The organism is Pseudomonas migulae NBRC 103157 (genome assembly GCF_002091715.1).
In the GTDB taxonomy this organism is placed as follows: Bacteria; Pseudomonadota; Gammaproteobacteria; order Pseudomonadales; family Pseudomonadaceae; genus Aquipseudomonas; species Aquipseudomonas migulae_A.
The window spans coordinates 122,800-137,831 of sequence record NZ_BDAG01000015.1 but is presented as its reverse complement, the minus strand read 5'-3'; the positions used below and the strand labels follow the sequence as shown (position 1 = coordinate 137,831).

General features: G+C 58.7%; 14 protein-coding genes. 7 read left to right on the top strand and 7 right to left on the bottom strand.

Features of this window, described 5'->3' with window-relative positions; all coding sequences use genetic code 11:
• Positions 1–102: 102 nt before the first annotated feature.
• From PMI01S_RS14105 to PMI01S_RS14095, 3 genes are all read right to left on the bottom strand, one after another.
• Positions 103–1,761 (bottom strand): cation acetate symporter, encoded by a 1,659-nt coding sequence (locus PMI01S_RS14105; protein WP_084320610.1) that lies wholly within the window; start codon positions 1,759–1,761, stop codon positions 103–105.
• Positions 1,758–2,069 (bottom strand): DUF485 domain-containing protein, encoded by a 312-nt coding sequence (locus PMI01S_RS14100; RefSeq protein WP_084320609.1) that lies wholly within the window; start codon positions 2,067–2,069, stop codon positions 1,758–1,760. Before PMI01S_RS14100 ends, PMI01S_RS14105 begins: the two co-directional genes overlap by 4 nt.
• A 271-nt stretch (positions 2,070–2,340) precedes the next feature.
• Positions 2,341–3,192, bottom strand: a complete 852-nt coding sequence (locus PMI01S_RS14095; protein ID WP_084320608.1) for a glycine betaine ABC transporter substrate-binding protein — start codon at positions 3,190–3,192, stop codon at positions 2,341–2,343.
• A gap of 328 nt (positions 3,193–3,520) precedes the next feature.
• On the opposite strand from PMI01S_RS14095, the gene PMI01S_RS14090 reads away from it, so the two are divergent.
• Entirely contained in the window at positions 3,521–5,089 is a 1,569-nt protein-coding gene (locus PMI01S_RS14090) for a glycoside hydrolase family 17 protein (RefSeq protein WP_235864404.1), read from the top strand.
• 109 nt (positions 5,090–5,198) lie between these two features.
• Here PMI01S_RS14090 and PMI01S_RS14085 read toward each other — a convergent pair whose 3' ends face one another.
• Positions 5,199–5,567 (bottom strand): hypothetical protein, encoded by a 369-nt coding sequence (locus PMI01S_RS14085; protein WP_084320607.1) that lies wholly within the window; start codon positions 5,565–5,567, stop codon positions 5,199–5,201.
• 227 nt (positions 5,568–5,794) lie between these two features.
• Here PMI01S_RS14085 and mlaY point away from each other — a divergent pair, with 227 nt between their 5' ends.
• Both mlaY and PMI01S_RS14075 read left to right on the top strand, forming a co-directional pair.
• Positions 5,795–7,093, top strand: coding sequence for a lipid asymmetry maintenance lipase MlaY (gene mlaY, locus PMI01S_RS14080; protein WP_084320606.1), 1,299 nt, complete (start codon positions 5,795–5,797; stop codon positions 7,091–7,093).
• Positions 7,086–7,874, top strand: coding sequence for an MlaA family lipoprotein (locus PMI01S_RS14075; RefSeq protein WP_084320605.1), 789 nt, complete (start codon positions 7,086–7,088; stop codon positions 7,872–7,874). The genes mlaY and PMI01S_RS14075 overlap by 8 nt, the downstream gene beginning before the upstream one ends.
• 189 nt (positions 7,875–8,063) lie before the next feature.
• Here the strand turns inward: PMI01S_RS14075 and PMI01S_RS14070 are convergent, their stop codons facing one another.
• Positions 8,064–8,978 (bottom strand): DUF808 domain-containing protein, encoded by a 915-nt coding sequence (locus PMI01S_RS14070; protein WP_084320604.1) that lies wholly within the window; start codon positions 8,976–8,978, stop codon positions 8,064–8,066.
• A gap of 134 nt (positions 8,979–9,112) precedes the next feature.
• Between PMI01S_RS14070 and PMI01S_RS14065 the strand changes: the two genes are divergently transcribed.
• Complete coding sequence (locus tag PMI01S_RS14065) at positions 9,113–9,721, top strand: TetR/AcrR family transcriptional regulator (protein ID WP_008026771.1); 609 nt, start codon at positions 9,113–9,115, stop codon at positions 9,719–9,721.
• A gap of 125 nt (positions 9,722–9,846) precedes the next feature.
• Here PMI01S_RS14065 and PMI01S_RS14060 read toward each other — a convergent pair whose 3' ends face one another.
• Positions 9,847–10,305: an REP-associated tyrosine transposase gene (locus PMI01S_RS14060; RefSeq protein WP_084320603.1), complete on the bottom strand. Its 459-nt coding sequence runs from the start codon at positions 10,303–10,305 to the stop codon at positions 9,847–9,849.
• 241 nt (positions 10,306–10,546) lie between these two features.
• A complete protein-coding gene (locus tag PMI01S_RS14055; RefSeq protein ID WP_084320602.1) occupies positions 10,547–10,987 on the bottom strand; it encodes a GlcG/HbpS family heme-binding protein in 441 nt (146 codons plus the stop codon).
• Between the two features lie 267 nt (positions 10,988–11,254).
• On the opposite strand from PMI01S_RS14055, the gene gcl reads away from it, so the two are divergent.
• From gcl to PMI01S_RS14040, 3 genes are all read left to right on the top strand, one after another.
• Positions 11,255–13,030, top strand: a complete 1,776-nt coding sequence (gcl, locus tag PMI01S_RS14050) for a glyoxylate carboligase (RefSeq protein ID WP_084320601.1) — start codon at positions 11,255–11,257, stop codon at positions 13,028–13,030.
• A 136-nt stretch (positions 13,031–13,166) separates the two neighbouring features.
• Positions 13,167–13,949 (top strand): hydroxypyruvate isomerase, encoded by a 783-nt coding sequence (gene hyi / locus PMI01S_RS14045; protein WP_084320600.1) that lies wholly within the window; start codon positions 13,167–13,169, stop codon positions 13,947–13,949.
• Between the two features lie 148 nt (positions 13,950–14,097).
• Positions 14,098–14,988, top strand: a complete 891-nt coding sequence (locus PMI01S_RS14040; protein ID WP_084320599.1) for a 2-hydroxy-3-oxopropionate reductase — start codon at positions 14,098–14,100, stop codon at positions 14,986–14,988.
• Positions 14,989–15,032: the final 44 nt, after the last annotated feature.

The window sequence follows — 15,032 nt, the reverse complement described above, 5'->3', positions numbered from 1 at the left end:
GTTACCGCAGAAATGGATATGTACACCCAAAAGAAAATGCCCCGATCTCTCGACCGGGGCATTTCTATTCAACCCAACTGTTACACAAACAATCTCGAAGCCTTAGTGCGAAACCGCCCCACTCGCCCCCAAACCAGTCTGCGAACGAACAAACTGCGGGAAGAACAACGCCCGCTCATTATCCGCAGCAGCCGACTTGTCAGTGATCGAGAAGAACCAGATCCCCACAAACGCAATGATCATCGAGAACAACGCCGGGTACTCATACGGGAAGATAGCCTTCTCGTGATGCAGGATCTGCACCCAGATGGTTGGCCCGAGAATCATCAAGCCAACAGCACTGACCAGACCCAGCCAGCCACCAATCATCGCACCGCGCGTGGTCAGCTTCTTCCAGTACATGGAAAGCAGCAGCACCGGGAAGTTACAGCTCGCCGCGATCGAGAACGCCAGGCCCACCATGAACGCGATGTTCTGGCTTTCGAACAGAATGCCCAGACCGATCGCCAGCACCGCCAGGGCGATGGTGGTGATTTTCGAGACACGGATCTCGTCCTTCTCGTTCGCCTTGCCTTTCTTGATCACACTGGCATACAGGTCATGGGACACCGCCGAAGCACCGGCCAGGGTCAGACCGGCAACCACTGCCAGAATGGTCGCGAACGCTACCGCCGAGATGAAGCCCAGGAAGATACTGCCACCTACCGCGTTGGCCAGGTGCACCGCCGCCATATTGTTGCCGCCCAACAGCGCGCCAGCCGCATCTTTGAAGGCCGGGTTGGTGCTGACCAGCAGGATCGCGCCGAAGCCGATGATGAAGGTCAGGATGTAGAAGTAACCAATGAAGCCAGTTGCATACAGCACGCTCTTGCGAGCTTCTTTCGCGTCACTCACGGTGAAGAAGCGCATCAGGATGTGTGGCAGGCCAGCGGTACCGAACATCAGTGCCAGCCCCAGGGAGAACGCGGAGATCGGATCTTTCACCAGGCCGCCCGGGCTCATGATCGCCTCACCTTTAGGGTGAACCTTGATCGCCTCGGAGAACAGTGCGCTGAAGTCGAAGTTGACGTGCTTCATCACCATCAGCGCCATGAACGAGGCACCGGACAGCAACAGCACAGCCTTGATGATCTGCACCCAAGTGGTCGCCAGCATGCCGCCGAACAACACGTACATGCACATCAGGATACCGACCAGGATCACCGCAACGTGATAGTCGAGACCGAACAGCAGCTGGATCAGCTTGCCGGCACCGACCATTTGCGCGATCAGGTAGAACGCCACCACCACCAGCGAACCGCAAGCGGACAGCGAGCGAATCTGGGTTTGCCCGAGGCGGTAGGACGCCACGTCGGCAAAGGTGTATTTACCCAGGTTACGCAGGCGCTCGGCGATCAGGAACAGAATGATCGGCCAGCCCACCAGGAAGCCGATCGAGTAGATCAGGCCGTCGTAGCCGGAGGTGAACACCAGGGCGGAAATACCCAGGAAGGACGCCGCGGACATGTAGTCGCCAGCGATCGCCAGGCCGTTCTGGAAACCGGTGATCTTGCCACCGGCCGCGTAGTAGTCGGCCGCCGAGTTGTTTTTCTTCGAAGCCCAGTAGGTGATGTACAACGTCGCGCCGACGAACGCCACGAACATCAGGATTGCAGCGATGTTCAGTGGTTGTTTCTGCACGGCCCCCGTCAGGGCTTCGGCCGCCCAGGCGCCCGGTGCGAAGGCTGCGATGCTCAATAAAGCCATTAGACGCCGGATCATTGCTGAGCCTCCTTGAGAATCGCATTGTTCAGGTCGTCGAATTCGCCATTGGCGCGTCGAACGTAGATCGCGGTAAGGACGAAGGCTGAAAGAATCAGCCCGACGCCGATCGGTATGCCCCAGGTTATCGATGACTCAGGGCTGATCTTCGCGCCCAGAATATGCGGCCCGTAAGCGATCAAAAGGATGAATCCGGAGTAAAGCCCAAGCATGATCGCCGAAAGAATCCAGGCGAACCTTTCTCGCTTACTAACCAGCTCCTTGAAGCGCGGGCTGTTTTGAATCGAGAGGTAAATGCTGTCGTTCATTGTTTTTATCCTCGCAGCACAGATGAAGTTACAACGTGATCCACTTTATGCGGCTGCGGAACTGGTTCCAGACGACCTTAGTATTAGAACGACATGACCGATTCGCCAATGTTTGGTGTAGCACGGCCTTTGCAGGAGCCCGGCTTGCCGGCGATGGCGTCCTCACAATCGCCATCGCCGGCAAGCCGGGCTCCTACAGAAAAGCAAAAAAGCCCCTTGACTGTTATGCCAAGGGGCCTTGAGAGGTGCTGACCAAACGCGTCAGCTCAGATTATTTGGTCCAGTCTGCAACACGCTCCGGGTGCTTGGCGACCCAATCCTTCGCGGCGGCTTCAGGTTTGGCGCCCTCTTGAATGGCCAGCATGACTTCGCCGATTTCGTCTTTCGAAGACCACTGGAAGTTCTTCAGGAACTTGGCCACTTCCGGTGCTTTGGTTGCCAGCTCTTTGCTGCCGATGCTGTTCACGGTTTCAGCCGCGCCATACACGCCTTTCGGGTCTTCGAGGAAGCGCAGTTTCCACTTGGCGAACATCCAGTGCGGCACCCAACCGGTCACGGCAATGGATTCGTTTTTCTTCTCGGCACGAGTCAGCTCGGCAATCATGCCGGCGCCAGAACTGGCCTTGAGTTGATAGCCGGTCAGGTCATAGTCCTTGATCGCCTGCTCGGTCTTGAGCATCACGCCTGAACCGGCGTCGATGCCGACAATGCGTTTCTTGAAGCTGTCGTCGGTTTTCAGATCTTCAAGCGACTTGGCCTTGACGTACTCCGGCACGATCAAGCCGATTTTCGCGTCCTTGAAGTTCGGGCCGTAATCAACGACCTGGTCTTTGTTCTTGGCCCAGTAATCACCGTGGGTCACCGGCAGCCAGGCCGACAGCATGGCGTCCAGTTTACCGGTGGCCACGCCCTGCCACATGATCCCGGTAGCGACGGCTTGGAGCTTCACGTCATAACCCAGCTTCTGCTTGATCACTTCGGCGGCCACATGAGTGGTCGCTACGCTGTCGGACCAGCCATCAACGTAACCGATGCTCAGGGTCTTGCTCTCGGCATTGGCGAATGTGGAGCCAATCGCAAGTACCAGAGCGGCACCTGCGCCTAAAAGTCGTCGCATCTTCATCGTTACTTCCCCGAAAGTGCTGCGCTCGACGGATGCCGAGCCGCGTCAACGTATTGTTATGGTGCACAGCGCCCCCATCACGCCCACCGCAAACTCGTTCGAATGTCAGCGGAGTACTGACGGTTCGATAATCAACCTGACGCCAACCGGAACCTGTGCTGTCTACGACCTCAAGGCATCGAGAAACGACATCAGAACGCCATTAATCACGACCACCTTTGATGCTCCCGCCGATCCGCCTGAACTTTGCATGTCAAAATCATGCAAGCCACCAAGCGCGGAGCAATTGCAGGTAACATGCGCGGCTTTGCTCCCAGACGGCCTGACCATGCCCGCCACATCACGCTTTCCTTTTTTTGCTTATTTATTCGCCTGCCTGTTGGGGCTTTTTGCCCTCGGCGGTTTTTGGTACGGACTCGGCAAACCGGTGATTCTGCCGGACGTGGCCAGCGCGACGCACAAGCTGCAATGCGCCTCCTACACTCCGTTCGATAAAGACCAATCGCCGTTCGATCAGCCGTTCAAGTTGCGCCCCGAGCGCATGGACGCCGATCTCGCCCTGCTGGCCACCCGCTTCGAATGCATTCGCACCTATTCCATGACCGGCCTCGAGGCCTTGCCCGATCTGGCGCGCAAGCATGGCTTGAAGTTGATGATCGGCGCCTGGGTCAACAGCAACCCGGTGGACACCGAGAAAGAAGTCGACTTGCTGATTGCCTCCGCCAACGCCAACCCGGACGTGGTGACGTCAGTGATCGTCGGCAACGAAACCCTGTTGCGCAAGGAAGTCACCGGCGCGCAGCTGGTCAGGCTGATCAGCAAGGTCAAAAGCCAGGTCAAGCAGCCTGTCACTTATGCCGACGTCTGGGAGTTCTGGCTCAAACACCCGGAAATCGCCCCAGCGGTGGATTTCCTGACTATCCACTTGCTGCCGTACTGGGAGGACGAGCCTTCGAACATCGACGCCGCCCTGCAGCATGTTCGCGAAGTGCGTCAGGTGTTCGGCAACAAATTTGCGCCCAAAGACGTGATGATTGGCGAAACCGGCTGGCCGAGCGAAGGCCGTCAGCGCGAAACCGCTTTGCCGAGCCGGGTCAATGAAGCCAAGTTCATTCGCGCCTTTGTCATCATCGCCGAACAGGAAGGCTGGCATTACAACCTGATCGAAGCCTTTGACCAGCCCTGGAAACGCGCCAGTGAAGGTGCGGTCGGCGGTTACTGGGGGCTGTTTGATGCTGATCGCCAGGACAAGGGCGTGCTGGCGGGTCCGGTGTCGAATGTGCCGTACTGGTCGCAATGGCTGGCGGTGGGCGGAGTGATTTTTCTCGGCACGCTGATTCTTGGCGGACGCGTACGCAGCACCCGCTCGGCACTGGTTCTGCCACTGCTGGGCGCGCTGGCGGCCTGCTCGATTGGCGCGTGGGGCGACCTGGCGCGGGTGACCACGCGGTTTGCCAGTGAATGGTTGTGGGTCGCCTTGCTGACCGGTTTGAATCTGTTGGTGCTGGCACATGCAGCGCTGACATTGAGTGCTCGCACGGGCTGGCGCGGGCAGGCCTTCACTGCGCTGGAGCGTCGGGCGGGCTGGTTGCTGGCGGTGGCAGGTTTTGCGGCGGCGGTGATGATGCTGGAGCTGGTGTTCGATCCGCGTTATCGCAGCTTCCCGAGTGTCGCGTTCATCCTGCCGGCGCTGGTTTACCTGTGCCGTCCGGTGAGCGTGCCGCGTCGAGAGATTGCCTTGCTGACCTTCATCATCGGCGCTTGCATTGCGCCGCAGTTGTATCGCGAAGGTTTGCAAAACCAGCAGGCCTGGGGCTGGGCGTTGGTGAGTGTGTTGATGGTGGCGGCGTTGTGGCGCAGTTTGCGGGTTCGCAAGGCTGATCTTCAGCGCAGCTGATGACCCATTCGCGAGCAAGCCCGCTCCCACAGTAGATCTTCAGTGAGCACAGTATTTGTGTACGACGACGATCAAATATGGGAGCGGGCTTGCTCGCGAAGACTGACTATCAGGCGCTACGAGACGCTCTGACCAACCGCAAAGCAGCAATCACCACCGCAAACACCGCCATCGTCGTGTTGTACAACGCCAGCGCCGGAAACCCGAACACCAGCGCCAGCACCGCCAACCACCACCCTGCCCGGCCAGGCAGCACAAAGCCGATCACCGCTGCCGCCAGGGCTGCCCAGCCCAATACCTGGAAATGAATCATCAGGCCCAGGTTCGAACGGACCACGCATTCCCAGCGGCTCGCCTCGTCAACGCAGATGCCGACCCACTGCGCATCCTCCATGAAGCCATAACGCGCGCCATAACTGGCGGCCAGCCATAAAGGCAGCAAAACAAGCAGCAGAATCACGGGCAGACGGCGGGACATAGGGCACTCCAATAAGCGAAAACGGCGGCCAGCTTAATCTGCCGACAGCCTGACGCAAGCGTTAACAACAGTTAACTGGGCAGTCATTCGCTGCAAAGTGTATCGTCCCAGCTACCATTACTCTGAAATTAGGCCTGTTTGGTGCCGAGGCATGGCACTTTGGCGCACCCCCTGTGGTCATAGCCTGCGAACTTCATCCGGCACCTTTCTCTCTAAGGGATCTAGTCATGCTCCGTTCCTTGCGCTTTGCCGCCCTGTTTGGCGGCCTTATTTTGAGTGCGTCCGCACTGGCGGTCGATATCGACGCCGCCAGTTATGGCTACCCCTTGACCAATCCGTTCGAGGCGACCATTGCGACGACACCGCCGGACCTGCGTCCGGAATTGCCGCTGGACGATGACATCGACCAGGAAACCCGCACCGTCACGTTGCGTCCGGAGCGTGAATTCGAACTACCGGACAACTTCTGGCCGGTGAAGAAACTGACCTATCGCATCGCCACCCAGGATAAAGCCGCCCCGCTGATCTTCCTGATTGCCGGCACTGGCGCGCGCTATGACAGCAGCCTTAACGAATACCTGAAAAAGCTCTACTACAAGGCCGGCTATCACGTTGTGCAACTGTCGTCGCCTACCAGCTTCGACTTCATGAGCGCCGCCTCACGCTTTGCCACACCCGGCATCACCAAGGATGACGCCGAAGACATGTACCGGGTGATGCAAGCCGTGCGGGCGCAAAATCCGAAACTGCCTGTCACTGATTACTACCTGACCGGATATAGCCTGGGTGCACTGGACGCCGCATTCGTCGCACACCTGGACGAAACCCGCCGCAGTTTCAATTTCAAGAAAGTCTTGCTGCTCAACCCGCCAGTCAACCTCTACACCTCGATCACCAACCTGGACAGACTCGTCCAGACAGAGGTCAAGGGCATCAACAACAGCACCACGTTCTATGAACTGGTACTGAACAAACTGACCCGCTACTTCCAGCAAAAAGGCTACATCGACCTCAACGATGCCCTGCTCTATGACTTCCAGCAGTCCAAGCAGCACCTGAGCAACGAACAGATGGCCATGTTGATCGGCACCTCGTTCCGCTTCTCGGCCGCCGACATCGCCTTTACCTCGGACCTGATCAACCGTCGCGGCCTGATCACTCCACCAAAAACGCCTATCACAGAAGGCACCACGCTTACGCCGTACCTCAAGCGTGCGCTGCAGTGTGACTTCGACTGCTACATCACCGAACAAGTGATCCCGATGTGGCGTGCGCGCACCGATGGCGGCAGCCTGCTGCAACTGATCGACCAGGTCAGCCTGTATGCCTTGAAGGATTATCTGCACGACAGCCCGAAAATCGCGGTCATGCATAACGCCGACGACGTGATCCTCGGCCCTGGCGACCTGGGTTTCCTGCGCAAGACTTTCGGCGACCGTTTGACCGTTTATCCACTGGGCGGCCATTGCGGCAACCTTAACTATCGCGTCAACAGCGACGCCATGCTGGAGTTTTTCCGTGGCTAAATACCTCCTGCTTATCGCAGCGTTACTCTGTGCAGGCGTCGCCAATGCCGACAACAGCAAAGCCAACGCGCCGGTGGTCATCGACAATGACGGTTTCAAGGAGCCGTTGAGCAAACTCAAATTCAACCCGGGCCTGGATCAGCGTGAATTCGAACGCTCCAGCCTCAACGCACTGAACGTGTACGACCCGCTGGAAGAGTGGAACCGCCGGGTGTATCACTTCAACTACCGCTTCGACCAATGGGTGTTCCTGCCGGTGGTCGACGGTTATCGCTACATCACGCCAAGCTTCCTGCGCACCGGCGTCAGCAACTTCTTCAACAACCTCGGCGACGTGCCGAACCTGATGAACAGCCTGCTGCAGTTCAAAGGCAAACGCTCGATGGAAACCACCGCGCGCCTGCTGCTCAACACCACTATCGGCATCGCCGGCCTGTGGGACCCGGCCACCTCCATGGGCCTGCCGCGCCAGAGCGAAGACTTCGGCCAGACGCTCGGTTTCTACGGCGTACCGGGCGGCGCCTACTTTGTGTTGCCGATCCTCGGCCCTTCCAACATCCGCGACACCGGCGGCCTGGCCGTAGACTTCACCGCCGAGTCGGCGATCAACTTCCTGAACGTCGCCGAAGTCAGTTCCAACCACCCTGAAGTGTGGGTCCTTCGCAGCATCGACAAGCGCCACCAGAACAGCTTCCGTTATGGCCAGCTGAACTCGCCGTTCGAGTATGAGAAGGTGCGCTACGTGTACACCGAGTCGCGCAAGTTGCAGATCGCCGAGTAATCCGGCGGCAACAAAAAAGGCCATTCGATGCGAGTCGAATGGCCTTTTTCATGCACGGAACTTCAAACACCACAAATCAACTGTGGGAGCGCGCTTGCTCGCGAAGGCGGGGTGTCAGTCGATATCTATGTTGAATGACACACCGCCTTCGCGAGCAAGCCCGCTCCCACAGTTGGATAGTGTCAGGCTTCAGCCTTTCACTGTTTTCCAGAGCTTGCTGACAACCATCACACACGCCAACACCACCGCACCCGCCACAATCCCTGCCACCGCATTCAACAACGTCGGCACGATAAACCCGGCACCACCCGCCCCCGCACTGACACTTTCAATCCAGTGGTGAACCATCGGCACGCCGTGGGTGAGAATCCCGCCGCCCACCAGGAACATCGCCGCCGTGCCGATCACCGACAGGCTTTTCATCATGTACGGCGCCGCGCGCAGAATCCCGCCGCCGATGCTTTTAGCCATCTGGCCGGGCTTCTGGGTCAGCCACAAGCCGAGGTCATCAAGCTTGACGATGCCGGCCACCAGTCCATAGACGCCGATGGTCATGACGATGGCGATGCCCGACAGCACGATCACTTGCTGGGTCAGCGACGCATCCGCCACGGTGCCGAGGGTGATGGCGATGATTTCCGCCGAGAGAATGAAGTCGGTACGGATGGCGCCCTTGATCTTGTCCTTTTCGAACGCCACCAGGTCGACCGCCGGATCGGCCACGGCTTCGACCAGCTCCGCATGCTCGGCCTGGTCTTCAGCCTTGCTGTGCAGGAACTTGTGCGCGAGTTTTTCGAAACCTTCAAAACACAGGTAGGCGCCGCCAACCATCAGCAACGGCGTAACCAGCCACGGAATGAACGCACTGATCGCCAGCGCCGATGGCACCAGGATCAGTTTGTTGAGAAACGACCCCTTGGCGACCGCCCAAACCACTGGGATTTCCCGCTCGGCGCGCACACCACTGACCTGCTGGGCATTGAGCGCCAGGTCGTCACCGAGCACGCCGGCGGTTTTCTTGGCGGCCATTTTGGTCATCAACGCCACGTCGTCGAGTACCGCGGCAATGTCGTCGATCAGCAACAGTAAACTGCTTCCTGCCATGAATCAGGTGTCCTTCTTTAATGAATGCTGCGCAGCATAGCGTGGCTGAGCGCCGCATGGGGCATTCTTGAGCGCCGCGCGAGGCCGGTGCTACCATGCGCAACCGCCAGAACAGGCAAGGAACCACCTGGTTTATGAGCACTATCCGCGAGCGCAACAAAGAACTGATCCTGCGTGCCGCCAGTGAAGAATTTGCCGACAAGGGCTTCGCTGCGACCAAAACCAGTGACATCGCAGCCAAGGCGGGATTGCCCAAGCCCAACGTCTACTACTACTTCAAATCCAAGGAAAACCTCTACCGCGAGGTTCTGGAAAGCATCATCGAGCCGATTCTGCAGGCCTCGACACCGTTCAACGCCGACGGTGTGCCCAGCGAGGTGCTGAGCGGCTATATCCGCTCGAAAATCCGCATTTCCCGCGACCTGCCCTTCGCCTCCAAGGTGTTCGCCAGCGAAATCATGCACGGCGCTCCGCACCTGAGCGCCGACCTGGTCGAACAACTGAACAGCCAGGCCAAGCACAACATCGATTGCATCCAGACCTGGATCGACCGCGGCCAGATCGCCCCCATCGACCCCAACCACCTGATGTTCAGCATCTGGGCCGCGACCCAGACCTATGCCGACTTTGACTGGCAGATCACTGCGATAACCGGCAAGGCCAAGCTGGATGAAGAGGATTACGAAGCGGCGGCGCAGACGATTATTCGGTTGGTGCTCAAGGGGTGTGAGCCAGATCGGTAGACCGAGGCGCGGCCTTCGCTGGCAAGCCAGCTCCCACAGGGATTCGTGTCGTCCACAGAATTTGAACTCAACAGAGGAACCTGTGGGAGCTGGCTTGCCAGCGATGTAGGCGACTCGGTGCCGACTCAAACCCAGATGGCATCCCACAGCGGATAGTCGCCAAGCTTTTCAACAAGCCCGGCCCGCAGTGGGTTTGCCACGACATACCGGGCCAATTTCACCAAATCCTCCTCCCGCCTCAACGCTCGGTCGTGATAACCCTGCTGCCAAAGCGGCCCACCTCTACCAATCGAAAAATTCACCTCCCTCGTAATCAGGGATTTAGTCTGGCGCATCAGCCTTCTGAGCGAACAGTTTTCCAATTCGACCAGCCAATGAAAATGATCGGGCATGACGACCCAAGCCAATGACTTTGCCAATCCGAGATTTTGTGCCCGGCAGAATTGGTGAACGACCAATCTGCCTAACGCGAAGTCGGCAAAGATCGGTTCGCGATCCAGAGTGTTGGTGGTCAGTAAATAAATTCGATTGGGCTCGGCATAGCGGCCGGCTCGCAAGCGATGTGATGCGGGAAAACCGGGCATTCCTTTGCCTCTCTCATGATGAGTTCATGAAGAGGCTAGACCTGGAAACACTGAACGGTGATACATACTTTTAGCTGGATGTGTCTGGCAGATAGCATTCGCTGGCAAGTCGAATCGTCGCACCGCAGCTCCCACAGGGTCTGTCGGTGTCCGCAAAATATGTGAACACCTACAGTCATTGTGGGAGCTGCGGTGCGACGAGTTGGATTGCCAGCGATGACATTTGTTCAGACGCTGAAGATCAAGCACTCACCCCCGCATCCGCTTTCAACCCCAACGCCTCGATCGCATTGATCGCGCACTGTTCATCAACATCCGACAAATCCCCGCTGATGCCCACCGCTCCCAGCACATTCCCCTCCTGATCACGGATCAACACACCGCCCGGTGCCGGCACCACACTGCCCTGCCCCAGACTGTTCAACGCCGCAATAAATGCCGGGCGTTGCTGGGCGTCCAGCGCCAGCAGGCGTGAGCCTTTGCCCAGGGCGATGGCGCCCCAGGCTTTGCCGATGGCGATTTGCGGTCGCAGAAGGCTGGCACCGTCTTCGCGTTGCAGCGAGAGCAGGTGCCCGCCGGCATCCAGCACGGCGATGGTCAACGGGGCCGCGGAAATAGCACGCGCGGCGGAGATGGCCTGACTGGTCAGGTTGACAGCCACTTTCAAGGTTAAAGCGCTCATGGTGCCGTCCTCATTTTGTTATAGGGAAAGCGGATGGACTGCACGTTTGTGCCGCAGTCCGATGCGACAAATAGAACACAATGAATTATATTTTTGTATACAATAATTCTCGAAAAGCGCCACATGCGACGAAAAGCCACAGCAGAACAGGCTTCCGACGAATGAAACAGTCGCTTGAGAAAATGGATTGACCTGCGCCGTCCGCCGTGAATACACTCTGCGCAAAGCCACTTGTATACAATTACAAAACGTAAGAGGCACAAAACCATGAGCAAAATGAGAGCAATCGAAGCCGCCGTTCTGGTGATGCGCCGTGAAGGGGTCGATACCGCTTTTGGCATCCCGGGCGCCGCGATCAACCCGCTGTACAACGCCTTGCAGAAGGTCGGTGGCATCGATCACGTCCTCGCTCGCCACGTTGAAGGCGCCTCGCACATGGCCGAGGGCTACACCCGCACCAAGGCTGGCAACATCGGCGTGTGCATCGGCACTTCCGGCCCGGCCGGTACTGACATGGTCACCGGGCTCTACAGCGCCTCGGCCGACTCGATCCCGATTCTGTGCATCACAGGGCAAGCACCCCGCGCCCGGATGCACAAGGAAGACTTCCAGGCAGTCGACATCACCAGCATCGTCAAGCCAGTGACCAAGTGGGCAACCACCGTTCTGGAACCGGGCCAGGTGCCTTACGCGTTCCAGAAGGCGTTCTTCGAAATGCGCTCCGGTCGCCCGGGGCCAGTGCTGATCGACCTGCCGTTCGACGTGCAGATGGCCGAAATCGAATTCGACATCGATGCCTACCAGCCGCTGCCATTGGCCAAGCCGAGCGCGACCCGCGTTCAAGTGGAAAAAGCCCTGGCGCTGCTCGATCAGGCCGAACGCCCATTGCTGGTAGCCGGTGGAGGCATCATCAACGCCGATGCCAGCGACTTGCTGGTGGAGTTCGCTGAGCTGACCGGTATCCCGGTGATTCCGACCCTGATGGGCTGGGGCACCATTCCGGACGATCACCCGCTGATGGTCGGCATGGTCGGCTTGCAGACCTCGCACCGCTACGGCAATGCCACGATGCTGAAATCCGACGTGGTACTCGGTATCGGTAACCGTTGGGCCAACCGTCATACCGGTTCGGTCGACGTGTACACCGAAGGCCGCAAGTTCATTCACGTCGACATCGAAGGCACTCAGATCGGCCGCGTGTTCACCCCGGACCTGGGCATCGTGTCCGACGCCGCTGCCGCGCTGACCGTGTTCATCGAAGTCGCTCGCGAATGGCAGGCCGCCGGCAAACTGAAAAACCGCAGCGCCTGGCTGCAAGACTGCCAGCAGCGTAAAGCCAGCCTGCAGCGCAAGACTCACTTCGACAACGTGCCGGTCAAGCCGCAGCGCGTGTATGAAGAGATGAACCAGGTGTTCGGCAAAGACACCTGCTACGTCAGCACCATCGGTCTGTCGCAGATTGCCGGCGCGCAGTTCCTGCACGTCTACAAGCCGCGTCACTGGATCAACTGCGGTCAGGCCGGCCCGTTGGGCTGGACCATTCCTGCAGCATTGGGCGTGGTCAAGGCCGATCCGACCCGCAAGGTCGTGGCACTGTCGGGCGACTATGATTTCCAGTTCATGATCGAAGAACTGGCGGTAGGCGCGCAGTTCAAGCTGCCGTACATCCACGTTGTGGTAAACAATTCGTACCTGGGGCTGATTCGTCAGGCCCAGCGCGGTTTCGACATGGACTACTGCGTACAGCTGTCCTTCGATAACCTGAACGCTCCGGAACTCAACGGTTACGGTGTCGATCACGTGGCGGTCGCCGAGGGCCTCGGCTGCAAGGCACTGCGAGTGTTCGAACCGGCTCAGATCCAGCCTGCCCTGCGCAAGGCTCAGGAACTGATCGAGGAGTTCAAGGTGCCGGTGATCGTCGAGATTATCCTGGAGCGCGTGACCAACATTTCCATGGGCACCGAGATCAACGCCGTCAACGAATTCGAAGACCTGGCGCTGGTCGGCAACGACGCACCAACGGCGATTTCGTTGCTCGATTAACGATTGATCACGCCCCTGCAGGAGCCGGCTTGCTGGCGATAGCAATGTATCAGCCGCATCGATGTCGATTGATAAACCGCCATCGCCAGCAAGCCGGTTCCTACAGACGGACCTCACACATATACGGGAGACCACCATGCCGCGTTTCGCAGCCAACCTGTCCATGCTGTTCACCGAGCAGGAGTTTCTCGCCCGTTTCGAAGCGGCCGCCAAGGCCGGCTTCACTGGCGTGGAATATCTGTTCCCTTACGACTTCAGCTCCGCCGAAATCAAAGCCAGGCTCGACGCCAACGGCTTGACCCAGGTGTTATTCAACCTGCCGGCCGGTGACTGGGCCAAGGGCGAGCGCGGTATCGCGTGCCTGCCGGACCGGGTCGAAGAATTTCGCGCCGGTGTCGATCTGGCGATTGCCTACGCGCAAGTGCTGGGCAACACCCAGGTCAACTGCCTGGCCGGTATTCGTCCACAGGGCGTCGACGATGCCATCGTGGAAAAAACCTTCGTCGCCAACCTCAAGTATGCGGCCGACAAGCTGCAAGCGGCGGGCATCAAACTGGTGATGGAAGCGATCAACACCCGCGACATCCCGGGTTTCTATCTGAACAACACGGCGCAAGCCCTGTCGATTCGCGAGCAGGTCGGCAGTGCCAACCTGTTCCTGCAATACGACATCTACCACATGCAAATCATGGAGGGTGACCTGGCCCGCACCATGGCCGCGCACCTGGGCAAGATCAACCACATCCAGTTGGCCGACAACCCCGGGCGCAACGAACCGGGCACCGGGGAAATCAACTACCGCTTCCTGTTCGAACACCTGGACCGCATCGGTTATCAGGGTTGGGTTGGCTGTGAATACAAGCCGCTGACCACCACGGAAGCGGGTCTGGGCTGGCTGAAAACCCACAACGCGATCTAACGCAAATCCTTGCAGGAGCCGGCTTGCTGGCGATGGCATCACTGCGGTGTCTATGACAGACCGCATCGCCTGGATCGCCAGCAAGCCGACTCCTACAGAAGCAGTCCCAATTTGTTTGCAGCAGCAATAAAAACAAGAGGATTTTCACATGGCTAAAATCGGATTTATCGGCACCGGCATCATGGGCCACCCAATGGCGTTGAACCTGCAGAAAGCCGGTCACAGCCTGTTCCTGTCGGCGCATCACGACGCCGCCCCTGCCGACCTGGTTGCCGGTGGCGCCGTCGCGCTGGCGAACCCGAAAGAAGTTGCCCAGGAAGCCGAGTTCATCATCGTCATGGTGCCGGATACCCCGCAGGTCGATGACGTACTGTTCCGCGCCGACGGTATCGCAGCCGGTGTGGGCAAAGGCAAAATCGTCATCGACATGAGCTCGATCTCGCCCACCGCCACCAAAGCCTTCGCGTCCAAAATCAACGAAAAAGGTGCGCAGTACCTCGACGCGCCCGTGTCCGGCGGCGAAGTCGGTGCCAAGGCTGCGACCCTGAGCATCATGGTCGGCGGCGATGCCGACGCCTTCGAGCGCGCCCTGCCGCTGTTCCAGGCCATGGGCAAAAACATCACCTTGGTCGGTGGCAATGGCGACGGGCAAACCGCGAAAGTGGCGAACCAGATCATCGTTGCGCTGAACATTCAGGCCGTGGCCGAAGCGCTGTTGTTCGCCTCGAAAAACGGTGCCGATCCGGCCAAGGTCCGTGAAGCGCTGATGGGCGGTTTCGCTTCGTCGAAGATCCTTGAAGTGCACGGCGAGCGCATGATCAAAGGCACCTTCGACCCGGGCTTCCGCATCAGCCTGCACCAGAAGGACCTGAACCTGGCCCTGCAAGGCGCCAAAGAGCTGAACATCAACCTGCCGAACACTGCCAACGCCCAGCAAGTGTTCAGCACCTGCGCGGCCATCGGTGGCAGCAACTGGGATCACTCGGCGCTGATCAAGGGTCTGGAACACATGGCGAATTTCTCGATTCGCGATAAGTAACGCCATACACCTGTAGGAGTCGGCTTGCTGGCGATTCAGGCGAC